Annotated in this window: 17 protein-coding genes; 10 read left to right on the forward strand and 7 right to left on the reverse strand. The window is 72.2% G+C overall.

The window, feature by feature from the left end; all coding sequences use genetic code 11:
- Positions 1-11: 11 nt before the first annotated feature.
- Complete coding sequence (locus POF73_RS08490) at positions 12-713, forward strand: DUF305 domain-containing protein (protein ID WP_272113914.1); 702 nt, start codon at positions 12-14, stop codon at positions 711-713.
- A gap of 39 nt (positions 714-752) precedes the next feature.
- On the opposite strand, the gene POF73_RS08495 is transcribed toward POF73_RS08490, so the two are convergent.
- Entirely contained in the window at positions 753-1,280 is a 528-nt protein-coding gene (locus tag POF73_RS08495) for a DUF6214 family protein (protein WP_272113915.1), read from the reverse strand.
- Between the two features lie 166 nt (positions 1,281-1,446).
- Between POF73_RS08495 and POF73_RS08500 the strand changes: the two genes are divergently transcribed.
- Together POF73_RS08500 and POF73_RS08505 are read left to right on the forward strand one after the other, a co-directional pair.
- Positions 1,447-2,790, forward strand: a complete 1,344-nt coding sequence (locus POF73_RS08500; RefSeq protein WP_272113916.1) for an FAD-dependent oxidoreductase — start codon at positions 1,447-1,449, stop codon at positions 2,788-2,790.
- 104 nt (positions 2,791-2,894) lie between these two features.
- Entirely contained in the window at positions 2,895-4,298 is a 1,404-nt protein-coding gene (locus tag POF73_RS08505) for a nucleobase:cation symporter-2 family protein (protein WP_272113917.1), read from the forward strand.
- Here POF73_RS08505 and POF73_RS08510 read toward each other — a convergent pair.
- Positions 4,218-4,571: an ArsR/SmtB family transcription factor gene (locus tag POF73_RS08510; RefSeq protein ID WP_272113918.1), complete on the reverse strand. Its 354-nt coding sequence runs from the start codon at positions 4,569-4,571 to the stop codon at positions 4,218-4,220. The genes POF73_RS08505 and POF73_RS08510 overlap by 81 nt on opposite strands.
- A gap of 147 nt (positions 4,572-4,718) precedes the next feature.
- Here POF73_RS08510 and POF73_RS08515 point away from each other — a divergent pair, with 147 nt between their 5' ends.
- The gene (locus POF73_RS08515; RefSeq protein ID WP_272113919.1) at positions 4,719-5,798 is read left to right on the forward strand and encodes an NADH:flavin oxidoreductase/NADH oxidase; all 1,080 of its coding nucleotides are present in this window, start codon (positions 4,719-4,721) and stop codon (positions 5,796-5,798) included.
- Positions 5,799-5,802: 4 nt separating this feature from the next.
- Here the strand turns inward: POF73_RS08515 and POF73_RS08520 are convergent, their stop codons facing one another.
- From POF73_RS08520 to POF73_RS08530, 3 genes are all read right to left on the reverse strand, one after another.
- Entirely contained in the window at positions 5,803-10,161 is a 4,359-nt protein-coding gene (locus POF73_RS08520; protein WP_272113920.1) for a cation-translocating P-type ATPase, read from the reverse strand.
- Positions 10,162-10,353: 192 nt separating this feature from the next.
- Positions 10,354-11,685: an extracellular catalytic domain type 1 short-chain-length polyhydroxyalkanoate depolymerase gene (locus POF73_RS08525; protein WP_443049464.1), complete on the reverse strand. Its 1,332-nt coding sequence runs from the start codon at positions 11,683-11,685 to the stop codon at positions 10,354-10,356.
- Positions 11,686-11,717: 32 nt separating this feature from the next.
- A complete protein-coding gene (locus POF73_RS08530) occupies positions 11,718-12,542 on the reverse strand; it encodes a non-reducing end alpha-L-arabinofuranosidase family hydrolase (RefSeq protein ID WP_272113921.1) in 825 nt (274 codons plus the stop codon).
- Between the two features lie 307 nt (positions 12,543-12,849).
- Here POF73_RS08530 and POF73_RS08535 point away from each other — a divergent pair, with 307 nt between their 5' ends.
- Positions 12,850-13,827, forward strand: coding sequence for a pectate lyase family protein (locus tag POF73_RS08535; protein WP_272113922.1), 978 nt, complete (start codon positions 12,850-12,852; stop codon positions 13,825-13,827).
- A 31-nt stretch (positions 13,828-13,858) separates the two neighbouring features.
- Positions 13,859-14,644 (forward strand): pectate lyase, encoded by a 786-nt coding sequence (locus tag POF73_RS08540; protein WP_272113923.1) that lies wholly within the window; start codon positions 13,859-13,861, stop codon positions 14,642-14,644.
- A gap of 142 nt (positions 14,645-14,786) precedes the next feature.
- On the opposite strand, the gene POF73_RS08545 is transcribed toward POF73_RS08540, so the two are convergent.
- Positions 14,787-15,542, reverse strand: coding sequence for a PaaX family transcriptional regulator C-terminal domain-containing protein (locus POF73_RS08545; protein ID WP_272113924.1), 756 nt, complete (start codon positions 15,540-15,542; stop codon positions 14,787-14,789).
- A gap of 74 nt (positions 15,543-15,616) precedes the next feature.
- Between POF73_RS08545 and POF73_RS08550 the strand changes: the two genes are divergently transcribed.
- A complete protein-coding gene (locus POF73_RS08550; RefSeq protein ID WP_272113925.1) occupies positions 15,617-17,290 on the forward strand; it encodes a DNA alkylation response protein in 1,674 nt (557 codons plus the stop codon).
- Between the two features lie 308 nt (positions 17,291-17,598).
- Here POF73_RS08550 and POF73_RS08555 read toward each other — a convergent pair whose 3' ends face one another.
- Positions 17,599-18,186 (reverse strand): Rv1733c family protein, encoded by a 588-nt coding sequence (locus POF73_RS08555; RefSeq protein ID WP_272113926.1) that lies wholly within the window; start codon positions 18,184-18,186, stop codon positions 17,599-17,601.
- A 286-nt stretch (positions 18,187-18,472) separates the two neighbouring features.
- Here POF73_RS08555 and POF73_RS08560 point away from each other — a divergent pair, with 286 nt between their 5' ends.
- The 3 genes from POF73_RS08560 to POF73_RS08570 all read left to right on the forward strand — a co-directional run bounded on the left by POF73_RS08560 (position 18,473) and on the right by POF73_RS08570 (position 21,295).
- The gene (locus POF73_RS08560) at positions 18,473-19,558 is read left to right on the forward strand and encodes a WD40/YVTN/BNR-like repeat-containing protein (RefSeq protein WP_272113927.1); all 1,086 of its coding nucleotides are present in this window, start codon (positions 18,473-18,475) and stop codon (positions 19,556-19,558) included.
- An 85-nt stretch (positions 19,559-19,643) separates the two neighbouring features.
- The gene (locus POF73_RS08565; RefSeq protein WP_272113928.1) at positions 19,644-20,321 is read left to right on the forward strand and encodes a uracil-DNA glycosylase; all 678 of its coding nucleotides are present in this window, start codon (positions 19,644-19,646) and stop codon (positions 20,319-20,321) included.
- Positions 20,318-21,295 carry an N-acetylglucosamine kinase gene (locus tag POF73_RS08570; protein WP_272113929.1) on the forward strand — a complete coding sequence of 326 codons (978 nt, stop codon included), beginning with the start codon at positions 20,318-20,320 and terminating at the stop codon, positions 21,293-21,295. The genes POF73_RS08565 and POF73_RS08570 overlap by 4 nt, the downstream gene beginning before the upstream one ends.
- Positions 21,296-21,300: the final 5 nt, after the last annotated feature.

Genomic DNA, 21,300 nt, shown 5'->3' on the forward strand with positions numbered 1-21,300 from the left:
TGGTCTTCGCCATGCGCATATCAACAGGGGGCCATGCACATGTGACCAAGTCGCCTTCGCGCCAAGTGGCCCTCGCCAGGGCCGCGTTGGCCTCGCTGGCCGCCCTGGCCGTGCTCGCGCTCGGCGGCTGCGACTCCGACTCGGACGCCAGGTCGGCCCCGGAAAGCGGGCCTTCGGTGATCGTGCCGGGCAAGCCCGGCGAGTCGAACCAGAAGCTGTCCGCCGAGGAGGCCGCACGGCAGCGCGCCGAGGACGACTCCCCCAACTCGGCAGACGTCACCTACGCGCGGATGATGATCGAGCATCACGCCCAGGCACTGAAAATGACCGAACTCGCGCCGGACCGCGCCGAGTCCAGGAAGGTCAAGGCGCTCGCCGGGCGGATCGCCGCGGCGCAGGGCCCGGAGATCAGCGCCATGAAGGGCTGGCTGAAGAACCACGGCAAGTCCGAGAAGGCCGACGGGAGCGAGGGCCACCACCACGCCTCGATGCCCGGCATGGCGACCGAGGCACAGCTGAAGAAGCTGCGCGCCGCGCACGGAACGGCCTTCGACCAGCTCTTCCTCACCCTGATGATCACCCATCACGAGGGCGCGATCACCATGGCCACGGATGTGAAGGGGCAGGGCAACAACATCGTGATCGAGGAGATGGCGGACGAGGTGGTCGCTCAGCAGACGAGCGAGATCACGCGGATGCGCGGCATGCTCTGACCGACCCGCGCGACCCGCCCCGCGACGCCGGGACCGGGCTCAGCGACGGGCCCGGCGCCTGGTCAGAAAGCCCGCGTCGCGGGCCTCACCGATCAGCCTGAGCGACTTGCGGCGGCCGTACCCCGTCGCCCGCATCACCGCGAGGACCGGGTCGACGCCCTGCTCCTGGGCCTCGCGGTACTTCTGCGCGACGAGCCACCGCCCCTCCGCGCCCCGCGGCCAGCCCGGCCGGGGATCATCGCCGTCCGCCTCACCGCCCTCCGCCTCGACGCCCTCGGGCGCCACCCCGATCCCGCACGCATCGAAGAGCGGATCCTCGATCCAGTCGGCGAGCGCCGCGAGGTCGTCGAGGGACAGCGCCGGTTCGGCCCGCACGTCCTCGATGGAGACGCACCCCTTGGCCAGCACGGCATGCGCGTCGACCCGGGCACCGTCACCGAACTCCAGCCGGACACCGAACCATGTCGTGGCACCGGCACCGTCCCGCACTTCCCACGCGGGCCACACGGAGACGGCGCCCTCCGCCGGACGACGATCGGAAAGATTAAGAAAGGATGCTTCCAGCACACACGCAACGTAACCGCATGATCACATTCCATACTGAACGAACACGCGCCCCTGCCGACGCACAGCACCCTGTCAGCGGAGCGGCGGCGGTGCGATGCTGGACCTGAGAGCGACTCCTGAAGTTCCCCGAAGATCCCTCGGACACCCTCGGACAAGGAGTTCCGCCGTGCTGCATGTCGCCGTCGTGGGCTCCGGGCCGAGCGGGTGCTACACCGCCCAGAGCCTTGTACAGCAGGATCCCGACGTGGTCGTCGACGTCCTGGACCGGCTGCCGTGCCCGTACGGCCTGGTGCGGTACGGGGTGGCGCCGGACCACGAGAAGATCAAGTCCCTGCAGAACAATCTGCGCACGGTCCTGGAGCACGAGCGGGTGCGGTTCCTCGGCGGCGTCCAGGTCGGACCGGACGGGGTGCCGACCGCCAGGCTCCGCGAGCTGTACCACGCGGTCGTGTACTGCGTGGGCGCCGCCACCGACCGGCACCTCGGGATTCCCGGCGAGGATCTGCCGGGCAGCTGGTCGGCGACCGAGTTCGTGTCCTGGTACAGCGCCCACCCCGACGCCGTGGACGACGGCTTCGTGATCGGCGCGCGGTCGGCGGTGGTCATCGGCATCGGGAACGTCGCGGTGGACGTCACCCGGATGCTGGCGCGGGGCACGGCGGAGCTGACCCCCACCGACATGCCCCAGGCCGCGCTCACCGCCCTCGCCGCGAGCCGGGTCACGGACATCAGCATGGTCGGCCGGCGCGGCCCCTCGCAGGCCCGCTTCACCACCAAGGAGCTGCGCGAGCTGGGCACCCTGCCGGACACCGAGGTGACCGTCGACCCCGCGGAACTGGCCCTGGACCCGGCCTACGCCGACCCCTCCGGCCTGCCCGCCCCGCAGCGCCGCAACATCGAGGCCCTGCGCGCCTGGGCCGAGGCACCGGCACGGGAAGCCCGCCACCGCATCCGGCTGCGCTTCTTCCTGCGCCCCGTGGAACTCCTCGCCGACGCCGGCCACGTGTCCGCGGTGCGCTTCGAACGGACGGCACCCGACGGCCGCGGCGGAGTCACGGGCACAGGCCGGTACGAGGACATCGAGGCCCACCTGGTCCTGCGTTCGGTCGGCTACCGCGGCGTACCGATGGAGGGCCTGCCCTTCGACACGGCGACCGGCACGGTGCCGCACGACGCCGGACGCGTACTGCGCGAGGGCCTCCTCGCGCCGGGCGAGTACGTGGCGGGCTGGATCAAGCGGGGCCCGACGGGCGTCATCGGCACCAACCGCTCGGACGCCAAGGAGACGGTGACCTCGCTGCTGGCCGACGCCTCCGTACTCGTACGCAACGAAGTGCCCGAGGACCCACTCACGGCACTCCGCGCCGAGGGGATCGAGCCGGTCGAGTGGACGGGTTGGTGTGCGATCGAGCGGGCTGAGGCGGCACTTGGGGCATCTCTGGGGCGAGGGGTAGTGAAGCTTCCCGACTGGCAGTCCCTACTGAACGCCGCGCACGACAACGCCGTTTAGGGGCGCGGGGAACTGCGCGAGCAACCACACACAACCCGCAGCGAGACACGAATCAGCAACACCCCCGAAATCAACAAACTGTTCAAGGAGTCTACGGTCCGCGCATGACCACAACCGCACACCCCGTCGACGAAGTCCCACCCGCACGCCACCTCGCCGCCTTCGGCCTCCAACACGTACTCGCCATGTACGCCGGCGCCGTGGCCGTCCCCCTGATCGTCGGCGGCGCCATGAAGCTGCCACCCGCCGACCTGGCGTACCTGATCACCGCCGACCTCCTGGTGTGCGGCATAGCCACGCTGATCCAGTGCATCGGCTTCTGGCGCTTCGGCGTGCGCCTGCCCATCATGCAGGGCTGCACCTTCGCCGCCGTCTCCCCGATGGTGCTGATCGGCACGACGGGCGGCGGGCTCCCCGCGATCTACGGCTCGGTCATCGTCGCGGGACTGGCGATCGTTCTGCTGGCACCCGTCTTCGGGAGACTCCTCCGCTTCTTCCCACCTCTGGTCACCGGCACCGTGATCCTGATCATCGGCCTCTCCCTGCTGCCGGTCGCGGGCAACTGGGCGGCGGGCGGCGTCGGTTCGGCGGACTTCGGGGAGCCGAAGAACCTCGCGCTGGCGGCGTTCGTCCTGGCGGTCGTGCTCGGTGTGCAGCGGTTCGCGCCGGCGTTCCTCAGCCGGATCGCCGTGCTGATCGGCATCGCGGTCGGGCTCGGCGTCGCGGTGCCGTTCGGGTTCACCGACTTCGGCGGGGTCGGCGACGCCGACTGGCTCGGCATCAGCACGCCGTTCCACTTCGGGGCGCCCACCTTCGAGTTCTCGGCGATCGTGTCGATGCTGGTGGTGGCTCTGGTGACGATGACCGAGACGACCGGTGACCTGATCGCGGTCGGCGAGATGACGGGCCGCAAGGTCGAGCCGCGGTCGCTCTCGGACGGCCTGCGCGCGGACGGACTGTCGACCGTGCTGGGCGGCGTCTTCAACACCTTCCCGTACACGGCGTACGCGCAGAACGTGGGTCTCGTCGGCATGACGCGGGTGCGCAGCCGCTGGGTGGTCGCGACCGCGGGCGGCATCCTCGTGCTGCTCGGCCTGCTGCCCAAACTGGGCGCGGTGGTGGCGGCGATCCCGGCGCCGGTGCTGGGCGGGGCGGGCCTGGTGATGTTCGGGACGGTCGCCGCGAGCGGGCTCAGGACGCTGGCCGGGGTGGACTTCAAGGGCAACAACAACCTGACGGTGGTGGCCGTTTCCGTGGCCATGGGCATGCTGCCGGTCGGCGTGCCGACGATCTACGAGAAGTTCCCCGACTGGTTCCAGACGGTGATGAACAGCGGCATCAGCGCGGGCTGTCTGACGGCGATCGTGCTGAACCTGCTCTTCAATCACCTGCCCGCGAAGGCCGGTTCAGAGGCCTCGGAGGCGGATTCAGGCGCCGCCGAGCCGGACGGCCTGGCGGGCGGCGGCGTCGAGGAGGGCGTCGAGAAGTCCCGGGAAGAGGCCGTCTAGGTCGTCCTTGCGCAGGCCGTTCATCTTGGCCGTGCCCCGATAGATCTGCTGGATCACACCACTCTCGCGCAGCACCCGGAAGTGGTGCGTGGTGGTGGACTTGGTGACGGGCAGGTCGAAGTGCGAACAGGAGAGCTCGTCGCCGACGGCGGCGAGCTCTCGCACGATCTGCAACCGCAGTGGGTCGGACAGCGCGTGCAGCACGCCTTCCAGACGGATCTCCGCGCGCGCAGGGTGCGGGAGGTCTCGGCTGCTGACAGCGGGGCTGGTCACGGCGGCTCCACTTCCTCGGGTTCCCTGCCCCGGCCCACCTCGCCGGGTTCCACCATTGTACGAGACCCCTCGTAGTTTGACATCTCCCGTACTACGATGACTATCGTACGAGTCGGCCACTGGTCCCCGTGACGATTGGAGTCCGCCGTGAGTGCGCTCTTCGAGACCTACACCCTGCGCGATGTGACGATCCCGAACCGGGTGTGGATGCCCCCTATGTGCCAGTACTCGGCCGCACCGCTGGGCCCCGACATGGGCGTCCCGGGCGACTGGCACTTCGCGCACTACGCCGCCCGCGCGGCCGGCGGCACGGGGCTGATCATCGTCGAGGCCACCGCGGTCAGCCCCGAGGGCCGCATCTCCCCTTACGACCTGGGCATCTGGAACGACACCCAGGTCGAGGCGTTCCGCCGGATCACTCGGTTCCTGGTGTCGCAGGGCACCGTGCCGGCGATCCAGCTGGCCCACGCCGGCCGCAAGGCTTCGACCGACCAGCCCTGGAAGGGCGGTGCGCCGGTCGGGCCGGACGGGTACGGATGGCAGCCGGTCGCGCCGAGCGCGGTCCCGTTCGCCGACGGGCACCCGGTGCCGGACGAGCTGACGGTGGCCGAGATCCAGGAGATCGTGGGCCAGTTCGCGGACGCCGCCCGCCGTGCGCTCGCCGCCGGGTTCGAGATCGCCGAGATCCATGGCGCCCATGGCTATCTGATCAACGAGTTCCTCTCGCCGTACTCCAACCGCCGCACCGACGCGTACGGCGGCTCGTACGACAACCGCACCCGGTTCGCCCTCCAGGTCGTGGACGCCGTACGGGAGGTGTGGCCGGACGACAAGCCGCTGTTCTTCCGTATCTCGGCGACCGACTGGCTGGAGGACGACGGCTGGACCGCCGATGACACGGTCCGTTTCGCGGCCGACCTGCGGGCACATGGCATCGACCTGCTCGACGTGTCCACCGGCGGCAACGCCGCGGGGGCCCGTATCCCCGTCGGGCCGGGGTACCAGGTGCCGTTCGCCGCACGGGTGAAGGCCGAGACCTCGTTGCCGGTCGCCGCGGTGGGCCTGATCACCGAGGCCGAGCAGGCGGAGAAGATTCTGGCCAACGGGGAGGCGGATGCGGTGCTGCTCGGGCGGGAGTTGCTGCGCAACCCCTCGTGGGCGCGGCACGCGGCACGGGAGCTCGGTGGGGACGTGCATGTGCCGGACCAGTACCACCGGTCCGTTTGATCGCCTATGCGTCGGGGTGGCTCGTCCCGTCCTGCCGCTGCGCCCAGGGCGCCGACCGCAGGACCGCCCGCTCCAGGTACGGCACGGCGCGCTGGCCGGACACCGCAAGGGTGATCGCCGCGGCGACGCCCGCCCAGGCCACCGGGCCCAGCGGGGTGCACCCGAAGAGGTGGCTCAGGCCGGGGGTCTCGACCACGGCGAACAGGGCGGCCGCGGAGCCGAGGACCGTGGCGCGGACCAGCGGGCTGCTGCGCCGGTCGGTCAGTGTCTGGGCCAGCTGGGTGCCCACCACTGCGCACAGCGCCATCGTGGTCGAGCGGCGGGCCGTGCCCGGGGTGAAGCGGCCGAACAACCAGGCGGCGGTCGCGCCCAGGCTGGTGGTGAGGGCGCGGTGGCGGATCTTGCGGATCAGGGGGGCGCCGAGGACGGAGTCGCCCAGCGGCTCGGTGTCCGGCTCCCCCGCCCCCTCCGGCTCCCCCACCCCCTCCGGCGTCACCGCCCCGTCCGGCGTCACCGCCACCGCCATCGCCGGGAACAGGTCCGTGAACAGGTTCACCAGCAGCATCTGACGGGTGGACAGGGGCGACGCGCCCGACAGGGCGGTGCCGAGGAGGCCGAAGCCCACCTCGCCCGCGTTGCCGCCGATCAGGATGGCGATGGCGTCGGCGACGCTGTGCCACAGGGCGCGGCCCTCGGCGACGGCCTCGACGAGGATCGTCAGGTCGCCGTCGGTGAGGACCACGTCGGCCGCGTTGCGGGCGGCGGCGGAGCCACGGGCGCTGATGCCGACGCCGATGTCGGCGGCGCGGATGGCCGCGGCGTCGTTGGCGCCGTCGCCGACCATGCCGACCACCCGCCCGGCGTCCCGCAACGCCTCGACGACCTGGAGCTTCTGCTCGGGCGCGACCCGGGCCACCACGCCCATGTCGTCCAGCATCCGGGTGCGTGCCTCCCGGTCGGCGGACGCCAGTTCGTCGCCGGTGACCACGCCGGTGTCCTCGGGCCAGCCCAGTTCGGCGGCGATCGCGCGGGCGGTCTGCGGATGGTCGCCGGTCAGCATGACGGGTCGTACGCCTGCCTTGCGCAGGCCTTCGACGAGGGCGGTGGAGGTGTCGCGCGGTACGTCGGCGAGGGCGAGTAGTCCGGTGAACTCCAGCTCCTCCAGGGGCTGTTCGAGGATGTCCGCCGCCTTGTCCGGTGCGTCGAGCGGACGCCGGGCCACCGCCAGGACACGCAGTCCGTCGGCGGCGAGGGCCTGGGCCGCCTCCGTCGCCGCCTCGGGCAGGCCGGGGCAGGCGGGCAGGACCGTCTCGGGGGCGCCCTTGACCACGAGCACCGGGGTGTCGCCCCGGGCCCGGCCCACGGCGGCGGCGTAACCGCGGCCGGCCTCGAAGGGCAGGCCCTCCGTCTGGGACCACTCGGGGTCGGGGGCGGCGGCGTCCAGGACCGCCTCGTCGGTGGCGTGGACGGGCCTGCCGGAGCCGCCGTCGAGCTGGGGGCAGGCGCGGGCCGCGATCCGCAGCGTGGTGCCGGCCGCCGAATCGTCCCGGGTGCGGACCGTGCCGTCCGCGTCGGTCACGCGCACCAGCCGCAGCCGGTTCTCGGTGAGTGTGCCGGTCTTGTCGAAGCAGATGGTGTCCATCCGGCCGAGCGCCTCCAGGGTGCGCGGCGCCCGGACCAGCACTCCGCCGCGGCTCAGCCGGCGGGCGGCCGCCAACTGCGCCACGGTCGCCACCAGCGGCAGCCCCTCCGGGACCGCTGCCACGGCGACGGCCACCCCGCCGCTCACCGCCCTCCGGATCGGCGTGCCGCGCAGCAGCGACAGTGCCGTCACCCCGGCGCCGCCCGCGAGGGTCAACGGCAGGGCCTTGTCGGTGAGTTCGCGCAGCCTGGCCTGCACTCCGGCCGACGGTGGCGTACGGGCGGCGAGGGCCACCGCCCGCGCGGCCTCCGTGCGGTCCCCGGTGTCCACCACGACGGCCCGGGCGTGCCCGGCCACCACGGTGGTGCCCTCGAACACCATGCAGCGGCGGTCCGGCACGGCGGCGTCCGGTGTCGGGTCGGTGCCCTTGTCGGCGGACAGGGACTCCCCGGTCAGCGCGGACTCGTCCACCTCCAGGCCGTCCTCCCACAGCAGGCGGGCATCGGCGGGCACCACGTCCTCCGCCCTCAGCTCGATGACGTCGCCAGGGCTCAGCTTGGTGGCGTCCACGACATGTGCCCGGGACGACGGTTCCTCGGTCGTGACCCGGGCCTTCTGCTTCTGCTTGGCCAGCAGCCCGGACAGCGCCCGCTCGGCCCGCATCCGCTGGACGCCGCCGACCAGCGCGTTCAGGTCGAGCGCGCCGATGACCAGCAGGGCGTCCACGACGGAGCCGAGGATGGCTTCGGCGGCCGAGCCGACTGCCAGTACCGGGGTGAGGGGGTCGTCGAGTTCGCCGCGCACCGCCCGGGCGAGCCGCAGCGGGCCGCTGACCGGTGCGAGGACGCGCTGTCGGCCCAGGGTGCGAAGCACACCACGCACCCGGTCGGTGGCCTGCTCGGACAGGGTCGGCTCGGGGCCCCGCTCGTGCTCCAGCCGGTCGCGGACCTCGGTGGGCGGCAGCTCGTGCCAGGCCACGCGCGGGCGGGGGTGCGGAGCGCGGGCCACGGCCACACCGAGGGCCGCTCGGACTCCGGTCAGCAGGGCCCATGCCGCGCTCGCGTCGACCGGTGTGTGCCGCAGCCCGGGCCAGGGCGTACGGCGCCTGCGCCGGGACTTGCCGACGGCCACCAGGAGCCCGGACAGGGCGGCGCCGGACCGGGCCAGGATCTGCGACCTGCGGCCGACCCCGCGCGCGGCGGGCACCGCCCGCAGCAGCCGCCACACGTCGGCCAGGCCGTGCAGGGCCAGCACGTCGGCGCCCCAGAGGACGGCCCCGTCGCGGTCGGTGAGGGCGACGGCCACATCGCCGGCGAGCAGCCCCGTGAACACATCCTCGTCGCCCGCTTCCGGCCGGGCGACCGTGACGACGATGCCGTCCTCGCCGCGCGCCGCGTTCACCACATCGCTCAGCGACCGCCCGTCCCCCACCACCTGGTCGGCGAGACCCGTGAAATCGGCCAGTGCGGGATCGTCCACCATCACGACCCGCAGACCGGCGCGCCGTGCCGCGTCCAGCACGGCCTCGGCCCAGGCGTCCGCACCATTGCCCGGGGACCGCAGCGCGCTCGGATGCAGGACGACGGTGTCGGCCATCTCCAGTTGCCGCAGCCGTTCGGTGTCGCGCACCAGGACGCCCGTGCGGGACAGCGTGGCGCTCAGCACGGCATGGAAGGCGGCGGGCCCGTAGCGCGCGGCCTTGGGAGAGCCCGCGAGCACCGCCTCCGCAGCCTCGCTGCCGTCGTGCTTGACCAGCAGCGTGGCCACCGCGCCCACCAGGCTGCCGGCCTCGGCGTGCAGGGCGTACTCCTGGGCCGGGGAGGTGCGCAGCGGCGGGCGCGCGCGGTGGTCCCCGGCCACACTGGGCCGCTCCGGCACACAGATCTCGTCGTGCACCATGTCGAACGCCGCCGCGCGGGCCACCGTCTCCGCCAGTTGCAGTGAGCGAAGCACGCCGTCGAGCACCAGGGCGGCCGGGGTCCGGCCGGCACCGTGGGCGGCCGCGTTCGCGACGGCCAGCGCCAGGTCCATCCGGGAGCGGCCGATTCTCGTCCGCAGCCAGGCCCGGAAGCGCGGGTTCTCCCGCAGCAGCGTCACCAGTGCGGTCACCGAGCGGGGTGCGGCGGGCAGACGCAGGGCATAGCCGGTGAACGCGGTGGCGATGCCGATCCCGTCGGCGGCGAGCGTCACGGCGGCGGCCCGTACTCCGGCGGGGTCGGCCGGATGGACGGGCTCCTCCACCGCCTCGTCCGTCACCTGGTCGGTCGCGGCCAGACCGTACCGCGCCGCGAGGTCGGTCGCCTTCTCCAGCACCTGGTCGCCGGCCGCCTCCTCGACGGCGATCACCACCAGCCGGCGCAGTCCGCCGTCCCAGTAGGCGAGGGCCACGTCGGGCCGCTCCGCCAGCGCCGCTGCGACCCGGCGCGCCGCACGCCCGATCCCGCCCTGCCGCCGTACCCGGTCCGGCGTCTCGGGCCGCAGCGCGAGGTGGGTCCGGGTGCCGGAGCGCCAGGGGCGCGGGCCGACGGGCAGCGTGTTGCGGGCGACCCGCACGACGCGTGCCGCGGTGTCCGCACCGCGTACCCCGGCCCGGGCCGTGGAGGCCACGGCGCCCGCGGCGGCTCCCACCGCAGGTGCGGCTGTGCCGGCCAGCAGCCGGGGCCCGGTCATGAGCAGCCCGGCTGCGGCGGCGGTCGGACGTGTGAGGAGTCCCAGAACCATCGCTCGCCCTCACTCCACCTCGCTCGACAGCGCCTTCCGTGCGGCCCGGGTTCCCGCAAAACGGCATGTCATCCGCCCAGAGGTGTCCCGGCACGGCATGCCGGGACACCTTTGGGACGAGGTTCGTCGCATCGTGCGGCGGATCTTCGGGGCCGCGGGGCCACGCCCCCGGCCCCGACGTTGATCCGCGGGTCAGCCGGCCGTACAGGCCGTCCCGTTGAGGGTGAAAGTGCCCGGTGCCGCACTGTTCCCGGTGTGGTTCGCCTGGTAGCCGATGCTGACGCTCGCTCCTGGGGCGAGCGCCGCGTTGTACGAGGCGTTGGTCGCCGTCACCGCGCCGGCGGCCGGGGTGTACGTGGCGCCCCAGCCGTTGGTGATCGTCTGCCCGGCGGGCAGGGTGAGGCCGAGCCGCCAGCCGTTGACCGGCGTCGTACTCGTGTTGGTGATCGTCAGCGAGGCGGTCAGGCCGGTGTTCCAGGCGTTGGTGGTGGCGGTCACCTTGCAGGCGCCGGGCTGGGGCTGGGGTGCGGGGCCGCCGCTGTCCAGGCCGAAGAAGGTGAGCACGCGGGCCGCCATGCCGTTCGCGTAGAGGTTGTGGCCGACGCCCTGGAGGCTGATCGCCTCGACGGGGGCCCGGTCGCCGGTGCCGCCGTAGCGTGTGCGGGTCCAGCCGGACTGGGGCGTGTCCGTGGCGGCGGGGGTCTGGCTGACGCCCTGGACGTTCGTCCACTGCTTGATCATCTCCCCGAAGTTGGGGTAGCGCAGGACGTCGTCCGCGGTGCCGTGCCACAGCTGCATGCGGGGCCGGGGTCCGGTGTAGCCGGGATAGGCGGCGCGGGCGATGTCGCCCCACTGCTGTGCGGTGCGGGTGATCGTGCCCTGTGCGCAGGCGCTGTTCCACTCGGAGCCGTCGGTGGTGGCGAAGCAGCCGAAGGGGACGCCGGAGAAGGCGGCTCCCGCGGCGAACACGTCGGGGTAGTCGCCGAGCAGGACGTTGGTCATCATCGCGCCGGAGGAGATGCCGGTGGCGAAGACGCGGTCGGTGTCGGCGTCATAGGTGCGGGTGACCCAGTCGACCATGGACTTGATACCGACCGGGTCGCTGCCGCCGCCCCGCTTCAGGGTCTGCGGCGAGGAGACGTCGAAGCACTTGCTGCTGCGGGTGACGGACGGGTAGACCACGACGAAGCCGTACTGGTCGGCGAGGGTGTCGTATTCGGTGCCGTTGTACATGTCCGGTCCTGAGCCGGTGCACCAGTGCACGGCGACCACGACCGCAGGGTTGGCGGTGACGCTGTCCGGCACGTACACGTACATGCGCAGGTTGCTGGGGTTGGTGCCGAAGTCGGTGACCTCGGTGAGCGTCGCGGTGGGGACCGCGTCGGCGGCCGCGGTGCGGGCGGCGGCCGCGGGGGCGGTGACGAGCAGTGCCGCGAGGAGCGGCAGGAGCGCTCCGAAGAGGGCGACGAGTAACGCGGGGAGCGGGCTTCTCACGGTGGTGCCGGTGGGGGTGGGGGTGGGCACGTCCTTGTCCCTTCTGGCGCTGTCGATACGGTTCAGCAGGAGCTGTTCGTCTGGGGCAGCAGGCCCGGTCGCCAGGGGAGTTGGGAGTAGTCGCCGCCGGAGGCGGGGTCCATCCCCTGGTACAGGTACTGGAGGCGGCACGGGTCGATGGTGAGGGGCTGGTCGTTGTCCTCGCGGATCATCTCGCCGTGGCTGAAGTCCGTTGTCCACGCGGGCTGTCCCGGCCCGAAGGTCACGTTGGTGGAGCCGGCGCCGAGCCGGTAGACGTTGCCCGCCTCGAAGAGGTCGAAGCGGCTGGGCTCGGACAGCACGATGGTCGTGTCCCGGAAGCCGTTCGGGAACTCGGCGACCGTGGTGCGCGAGCGGCACTGGTGGCCGTTGCCGTCGGAGGAGAACAGATAGCAGTCGGTGTCGTCGCAGATGACCCAGAAGTCGAGCCGGCCGCCCTGGCCCTTGTTCTCGGTGACGATCGGCGGCTCGGCGTCGACGAAGTTCCGCGGCGCGCTCCAACTGCCGGGGTTCGCCGGGTCGTTGGTGGCGGAGAAGGACGGCGGACCGGTCTGGCGGCCACGGCTCCAGCGGCCGGAGGTGTCGGAGGTCGTCATGTAGACGTGCCACCGGTCGCCATGGCGGAAGACGGTCGGGTCCTTGACGGAGACGATCGGGTGGGCGACGTCCGGCTTCGGCGCGATCAGCGGGCCGCTGGACGACCAGGTGAAGGAGCCGGGTGATCGGCCGGACCGGTCTGGGAGGGGGCTGCCGACGGCCGCGCGGTCCGGGGATCCGGCCACGGCTCCGAAGGCCGGCAGAGTGAGCGCCGGCCCGCTGATCGACGTACGCATATGTGGGGACGGCATGGACTCGTCCTCTCGCAGGGAAAGCACCCGGAGAGGCATCGTGGCATGGACACGCCCATCTTGGAAGCGCTCCCACGCCACCTCGAACCAAGCCCTTAAGAGAGCCCTTACCCCAACCAGGACTGACTGAATTCTTCTGCGCAAGGCGTTGACTAGAAAGCGCTTGCACCCTACGTTCCGTTCAGCAGTGTGACCGAGCCCCAGGGCACCAACCCCCACACGGCCACTCTGCCCGCGCGCGGCGTTCTGTATGACGCACATCGTTCACGTACACGATCGATTAGGTCCTTCTGAAGGGACGCACCGCATGCGTACTCTCCCCCCACGTACACGCCCGCAAAGAACCGCACTGGTGACGGCCGCCGCAGCCGCCCTCGCCACCGCGGCCGTCCTGGTCCTGCCGCAGCACGCCGGGGCGGCCGAGACCTCGCCGATCGGGTTCGGCGCCGGGACGACCGGCGGCGGCCGCACCTCGGCGGTCACTGTCTCGACGCTGCCCGCCTTCAAGTCGGCGGTGACCGGCAACTCGGCCAAGGTCGTCCGGGTCAACGGCCTGATCTCGCTGAGCGCTCAGGTCGACGTAGGCTCCAACACCACGGTGCTGGGCGTGGGTTCGTCGTCGGGGTTCACCGGGGGCGGGCTACGGCTGAAGAACGTCAGCAACGTCGTCGTCCGCAACCTGAACATCAGCAAGCCGGTCGCGCCGTCCGACGGCATCACGGTCCAGGCGTCGACCAAGGTGTGGATCGACCACAACTCCTTCTCGGCCGACCGCGATCACGACAAGGACTACTACGACGGGCTGCTGGACATCAATCACGGCTCGGACAACGTCACGGTGTCCTGGAACACCTTCAAGGACCACTTCAAGGGCTCGCTCGTCGGTCACAGCGACAACAACGCGAGCGAGGACACCGGGCACCTGAAGGTGACGTACCACCACAACCACTTCAGCAACGTCTACTCGCGCATCCCCAGCCTGCGGTTCGGCACCGGGCACTTCTACAACAACTACGTGGCCGGCGCGGACACCGCCTGCCACTCGCGCATGGGCGCCCAGATGCTCGTGGAGAACAACGTCTTCCGCGACACCAAGGTCGCCGTCACCACGAACCGCAGCAGTGACGTCGACGGCTACGCCACGCTGCGCGGCAACGATCTCGGCGGGGCCGCGACCGAGATCTCCCAGGCGGGCAGCTTCACGCCGCCCTACAGCTACACCGCCGAGTCCGCGTCCACCGTCGTCGCCTCGGTGACGTCCGGCGCGGGCGCCGGAAAGCTCTGACCACCCCCCAACCGGAAGAAGGCATCGGGACATGACTTCACCAGCAAAGCCCCGCGCCCGCCGGCGCGCGCTGACCGGCGGTCTGACGGCACTCGGCCTCTCATCTGTCATGATCACGACACTCGGAGCTCAGCCGGCGAGCGCCGCCTCCTGGCCGACGCCCACCAGCAGTCGGCCGGTGAGCTCGACCATCAAGGTCTCCGGCGTCCGGGACGGCGGCATGGTCCGCTATTACGGCAGCGGTGACCTGGCCGGCGACGGCCAGGAGGAGGGCCAGGACCCGATCTTCGAGCTCGCGGCCGGCGCGACGCTGAAGAACGTCATCATCGGCGCGCCCGGCGCCGACGGCATCCACTGCGAGGGCAACTGCACGCTGCAGAACGTGTGGTGGGAGGACGTCGGCGAGGACGCGGCCACCTTCCGGGGCGGCTCGACCTACACGGTGACCGGCGGCGGCGCCAAGAAGGCCGCCGACAAGGTCTTCCAGCACAACGGGCCCGGCACGCTGAACGTCTCCAACTTCGCGGTCAGCGAGTTCAAGACGCTGTACCGCTCGTGCGGTGACTGCTCCACGCAGTACACGCGCAAGGTCAACCTCAGCAACATCGAGGTGACCGGCACGGGGTCGACGGCGCGCCTCGTGGGCATCAACGTCAACCGCAACGACGTGGCGACGCTGCGCGGCATCACGATCCTCAACGACGCCGCCCGCAAGGTCGTCCCCTGCCAGAAGTACAACAACAACAACACGGCCGTGGGCACGGGGCCGGACAGCACGAACTGTCTGTACTCCAGCTCGGACATCACCTACCGGTAGTCCCCGCCCGCAGGTAGTCCTCCCCCCACGGTGAAGGCGGCCGTCCGGAGCGTCCCCGCACGACGCTCCGGGCGGCCGCCGTGCCATGCGCGGGCCGGGGCGCCGCGGTCCGTCGGGCACGCGCGCGTGAGTCGCCGTTCGTTCAACGACCCCCACGCGCGCGTACGTCCCGCGACACCTCCCGCCGGTACTCCGCGTACGCGGCACGCAGTCGCTCGCCCGGCCAGTGGGCGGGAAGGAGTTCGGGGGGCAGCACCGGGTCGGCGAGCAGGTGTCGTACGACGGCCGCGAAGCCGGTGAAACGATCGGACGGTTCGCGTGCGCCGGAGACGTGGGCCAGCAGGGCGCGCCCCGTGCCGGCCCACTCGTCCAGCGGCCACAGGCTCGCGGCCAGTTCACGCACCGGCCGGTCGGGGCGGGCCGTGTACCGCTCCGTCACGTCATCGAGGTCGTCCGGCAGGGTGCGGCGCAGGTTGGCCGGCCGCAGCCAGACGCCCTCGCGGAGTTCGGCGAGCCGGAGCCGGGTCAACTCGGTGCGGAGTTCGGCGCGTTCGGCGGGGCCGCGACCCGTGGCCGTGACGACGACCATCTCCCAGTCGCCGGTCCAGGACAGGGTCTCGGGATGGACGGCGTCGTCCTGGCGGCGTTGCCGCTCCAGCAACCGTTCACTGAGCCCGTAGACGGTGTCCGCGCGCCGCAGGTCCCCGGCCGCCACCATCCGACTGAGCGCCGCCCGCAGCGTGGACCCCGCGATACCGAACGGCTCCACGGCGCCGACCAGCTCCTTGACCGGCAGCTCGGGGGGATGCAGCCCCAGCAGCAGGCTCAGGACGACCGAGCGCGCGGGCAGCGGGCGCAGTTCCACGTCGTCGGCCTGCAGTGACGCGTTGTTCGGCATGGTCACGACTGTACGGGGCACGAGGACGTATTACAGGATTGCTGCAACCGTAGACCTGATGCAACATTGGCGGCATGGTCTCGATACTCGCGCAGGAGCAGTCCGGGCAGTACGCCACCCACGACGTCACCAACCAGCCCCCTCCCTTGACGCCGTACGACGCGTCCGAGGACACGGCCCTGCTCGAAGGGCTGCGCCGGGAGGGCGCGGGATGGGCCGAGGAGGACATCCGGCGGCTCGGCCGGCGGGCCGGGAGCGCCGAGGCGCAGGAGTGGGGTGAGCAGGCCAACCGGCACGAGCCGGAGTTGCGTACGCACGACCGGTACGGCCATCGCGTCGACGAGGTCGAGTTCCATCCGAGCTGGCACCACCTGATGCGGGTCGCGGTCGCCGAGGGGCTGGCGGCCGCGCCCTGGGCGGACGAACGTCCCGGAGCGCACGTCGCCCGGACCGCGGGCGGGCTGGTGTGGGGGCACACCGAGGCCGGGCACGGCTGTCCGACGTCGATGACGTACGCGGCCGTCCCCGTGCTGCGCCGGCAGCCCGAGCTCGCGAAGGTGTACGAACCCCTGCTGACCAGCCGGGAGTACGACCCGGGGCTGCGCGTACCGACCGAGAAGCGGGGCCTGCTCGCGGGCATGGGGATGACCGAGAAGCAGGGCGGCTCGGACGTCCGCACCAACGCCACCACGGCCTGGCCCACCGCCGAGCCCGGCGTGTACACGCTGCGTGGGCACAAGTGGTTCACCTCGGCGCCGATGTGCGACGTCTTCCTGGTGCTGGCCCAGGCTCCCGGCGGCCTGTCCTGCTTCCTCGTGCCGCGGATCCTGCCGGACGGCAGCCGCAACAGCTTCCGCATCCAGCGGCTGAAGGACAAGCTGGGCAATCGCTCCAACGCGTCCTCCGAGCCGGAGTTCGACGGGACCGTCGCCTGGCTGGTCGGGCCCGAGGGACGGGGCGTGAAGACGATCATCGAGATGGTCAACTGCACGCGGTTGGACTGCGTGATGTCCTCGGCGACCCTGATGCGCAAGACCCTGGTCGAGGCGGGGCACCATGTGCGCCACCGCAGCGCGTTCGGGGCACGGCTGGTCGACCAGCCGCTGATGCGCAACGTCCTGGCCGACCTGGCACTGGAGTCCGAGGCGGCGACGACGCTCACGCTACGGCTGGCAGGCGCGGCCGACCGGGCGGTGCGCGGGGACGACGCGGACGGCACCGAGACGGCGTTCCGCCGGATCGCCACGGCCGTCGGCAAGTACTGGGTCACCAAGCGGGGCCCCGCCTTCACCGCGGAGGCCCTGGAGTGCCTGGGCGGCAACGGTTACGTCGAGGACTCGGGCATGCCCCGCCACTACCGCGAGGCGCCCCTGCTGTCCATCTGGGAGGGCTCGGGGAACGTCAACGCCCTCGACGTGCTGCGGGCGTTGAGCAGGGAGCCGGGCGCGGCCGAGGCCCTCTTCGCCGAACTCGCCCTGGCGCAGGGAGCGGACACCAGTCTCGACGCTGCCGTCACCCGCCTGAAGGGCCAACTTGCCACGGGCTCCGAGGCCGGCGCCCGCCGCCTGGTCGAACTGATGGCCCTGACCCTCCAGGCCTCCCTCCTGATCCGCCACGCCCCCACCCCGGTAGCCGACGCCTTCTGCGCGACCCGGCTCGGCGGCGACTGGGGGCACGCCTTCGGAACGCTGCCGGACGCGGCGGACGTGGACGGGATCCTGGGGAGGGCACTGCCGGGCGTGGAGTGAGGCGACGGGCATGACTTGGTGGTGAGGCGACGCACACGGCCTGGCGGCAGGGCACGGCTGCGACCTGGTGTTGCGGGGCGGCTACGGCCTGGTGGTGCGGCACGGCCACGGCCCGGTGGTGCGGCACGGCCACGACCCGGTGGTGCGGCACGGCCACGACCCGGTGGTGCGGCGCGCTTACGGCCTGATGGTGGGGCGCGACTGGTTGACCAGGGGCACACCTGGTGACCGGGCCGGTGACCAGGCCGTGGCGACCAACCCCACTCCGTCCCCCTCTCCCCCCGGTCGCCCCGCTCCTCAAGCAACCGTCACCCCGTCGTCCGCCCACCCCACAACGGGCCGAACCGCGCCCACTCGTACCCCCACTGGTCGATTCGGCGGCTCTCCAGCCGGGTGCGCAGGGCGCGGCCGGCGATGAAGGGTACGGATGCGGCGCACAGGCCTGCGAGGCCGCCGACCAGTGCGGCCCGTGAGCGGGCCTCGGACGGGGTGGCGGGCCTGGTCACCAGGCGGCCCTGGGGGTCCGTCCAGACGGTGACCGGCGTGCCGACGCCGCTGCCGGGCCGGACGCGGGCCTGGCCGGTGTGCGCGGAGCCGTCCTGCGCGCTCCAGTGGACCTTCGCCCACACGCTCGCGGCGCTCGACGTACCGGTGCGCGAGTCCGCCGTGCCCGGTGCCTGCTCGGTGAGCAGGGCGACGACGGGCCGCCACTCGACACGCTCCCGCGCCATGCCCTGCTCCACCGTGTGCGCCGTCGTGAGGCCGGCGAGCACTCCCGCGAGGACGGTGAGCGCCCAGCCGGCGAGCAGTACCCAGGCCTCCACCGCGTCGGCCCGGCGCTTGAGCGGATTGCGCCGCCATCGCCACAGCCACACCTTCGGACCACGGAACGCCATCGAAGGCTTCCTCCTCATGAGTGCACGAACATGCCGGACCAGCCCCTCCTCCCTTACGGGAGACGGCAGGCGGATACTCACGCCACGTACCGGAAGTCGACGGTGGCACGCGTCACTCGGCGCCCACCGGTGTCTTGGCGAAAGGGACCCGCGGCGCACGGCAGCGGGCTATCATCGCCGCCCTGACCTGCGACGTAGGCGTTTCCGGAGGTGACTGTCAGTGCCGGGGTGCAGACTGGCCGGTACCTGAGGCAAAGCCGCAGAAAGCGCAGCGGAGGTGGTCGGCATGACCGAGGTACTGCTCGCCGTGGGCACCCGCAAGGGCCTGTTCATCGGGCGGAGGCGAGGTGGCACCTGGGAGTTCGACGAGAGTCCCTACTTCAACGCCCAGGCCGTGTACTCGGTCGCCGTCGACACCCGCGGCGAGCGCCCGCGGCTGCTGGCGGGCGGCGACAGCGCGCACTGGGGCCCGTCCGTGTTCCACTCCGACGACCTGGGCCGCACCTGGACCGAACCGGCCAAGCCGGCCGTCAAGTTCCCGAAGGACACGGAGGCTTCCCTGGAGCGGGTGTGGCAGCTGCACCCGGCGGCCGCGGAGCCGGATGTGGTGTACGCGGGCACCGAACCGGCCGCGCTGTACCGCTCGGAGGACCGCGGCGAGACCTTCGAGCTCGTCCGCCCGCTGTGGGAGCACCCGACCCGGTCGAAGTGGGTGCCGGGCGGCGGCGGTGAGGGCCTGCACACCGTGATCACCGACAAGCGCGACGCACGGGCCGTGACGGTCGCCGTGTCGACGGCCGGGGTGTTCCGGACCGCCGACGGCGGAGCCAGCTGGGCACCGTCCAACTCCGGTGTCTCCGCGGTGTTCCTGCCCGATCCGAACCCGGAGTTCGGTCAGTGCGTGCACAAGATCGCGCAGGACGCGTCGACTCCGGACCGCCTCTATCTGCAGAACCACTGGGGCGTGTACCGCAGCGACGACGCGGGCGCGCACTGGACGGACATCGGTGAGGGCCTGCCGTCCACGTTCGGCTTCGCGGCGGCCGCACACCCGCACCGCGGCGAGACGGCGTACGTCTTCCCGATCAACGCCGACGCGGATCGCGTCCCCGCCGAGCACCGCTGTCGCGTCTTCCGCACGGCGGACGCGGGCAAGACCTGGGAGCCGCTGTCGGCGGGCCTGCCGCAGGACGACCACTACGGCACGGTGCTGCGGGACGCGATGTGCACCGACGACGCCGACCCGGCGGGCGTGTACTTCGGCAACCGCAACGGCGAGGTGTTCGCCTCGGCCGACGACGGCGACAGCTGGCAACAGTTGACGTCGCATCTGCCGGACGTGCTGTGCGTACGGGCCGCGGTGGTCGGATGAACCGTCAGAACTTACGGGCGGGTGGTGCGACCGGCCTTGGCCACTGGTTGATCAGCGGCGCCACTACGGCAGTAGGGTGACGCCCGTGGCACCACGACCCTTGCATGAAATCGTCGAACCGGGCTGGGCGAAGGCCCTGGAACCCGTTGCCGAACGGATCGCCTCGATGGGCGACTTCCTGCGCGCGGAGATCGGCGCGGGACGCACCTATCTACCGGCCGGCCCCAATGTCCTGCGGGCCTTCCAACAGCCCTTCGACGACGTTCGGGTCCTGATCGTCGGACAGGACCCGTATCCGACGCCCGGACATGCCGTGGGGCTGTCGTTCTCGGTGGCGCCCGACGTACGTCCGCTGCCCGGCAGTCTCATCAACATCTACCGCGAGCTGAACACCGACCTGGGGCTGCCGCAGCCGTCCAACGGCGATCTGACGCCGTGGACCCAGCAGGGCGTGCTGCTGCTCAACAGGGCGCTCACCACGGCCCCGCGCAAACCGGCCGCCCACCGGGGCAAGGGCTGGGAGGAGGTCACGGAGCAGGCCATCCGTGCGCTGGCCGCACGCGGCAAGCCGCTGGTCTCCATCCTCTGGGGCCGCGACGCCCGTAACCTCCGGCCCCTGCTCGGCAACCTCCCGTCGGTGGAGTCCGCCCACCCCTCCCCCATGTCCGCCGACCGCGGGTTCTTCGGTTCCCGCCCGTTCAGCCGGGCCAACGACCTGCTGATCCGGCAGGGCGGACAGCCGGTGGACTGGCGTCTGCCGTGACCGAGGCCGCCGGGTTCCTCGCGGTCGACTCCGGAGGGTCCGGGATGCGGGTCGTCGTCGGGACCGTCGAGCACGGTGTCCTGGCCCGGCGGGAGACCCGCGAACCGGTGCGCACCGGGGAGCGGGGCATCGACCCCGGGCACCTCATGGAGCAGTTGGTGCCCATGGTGCGCGCGTCGATGGGCGAGAGCGGCGTCGCCGAGCTGGGTGCGGCCGCGATCGGGGCCGCCGGGCTCGCCTCCCTGGGGGACGCGCTGCGCGCCGAACTGCCGGCCGCGCTGGCGCGGGAGTTCGGCATCGGGCACCTCGCGCTGGTCGCCGATGCCGTGACCGCCTACGTCGGCGCCCTCGGGCCCCGGCCCGGTGCCGTCGTCGCCGCCGGTACGGGGCTGATCGCGACGGGCACGGATCTGACGTGCTGGCGCCGTGCGGACGGCTGGGGCCATCTGCTCGGCGACTGCGGCAGTGGTGCCTGGATCGGGCGGGCCGGGCTGGAGGCGGCCCTGCGCGCGTACGACGAGCGGCCCGGCGGGTCGGTCGCGCTGCTGGCCCGCGCCGAGGAACTGTTCGGCCCGATGCGGGGGCTGCCCGGCCGGTTGTATCCGCGCCCGGACCGTCCCGCCGTCCTCGCCTCCTTCGCTCCCCAGGTGGCCGCCTGCGCCGACGGCGACCCGGTCGCCGCGGACATCCTGCGCGCCGCCGCCCGGCACATGGCCGAGTCCGCGGCCGCCGTGTGCCCCGGCACCGGGGAGCCCCAAGTCGCCTTCACTGGCGGCCTGTTCAAGATCGGCGACCCCCTCCTCGTACCTCTGGAGGAGGAGCTGGCGAAGCGGCTGCCGCAGGCGCGGCGGGTGCCGGCCGCCGGGGATCCGTTGCAGGGGTCGGTGCGGATCGCCACCGATCTGGCGACGGAGGCGCTCACTCTGCCGGGTGACGAGACGCTGCTCTGCGTGACGACCGGAAAGAGGGACTGATCCCC

This window comes from Streptomyces sp. HD, from assembly GCF_028369295.1.
Classification (GTDB): domain Bacteria; phylum Actinomycetota; class Actinomycetes; order Streptomycetales; family Streptomycetaceae; genus Streptomyces.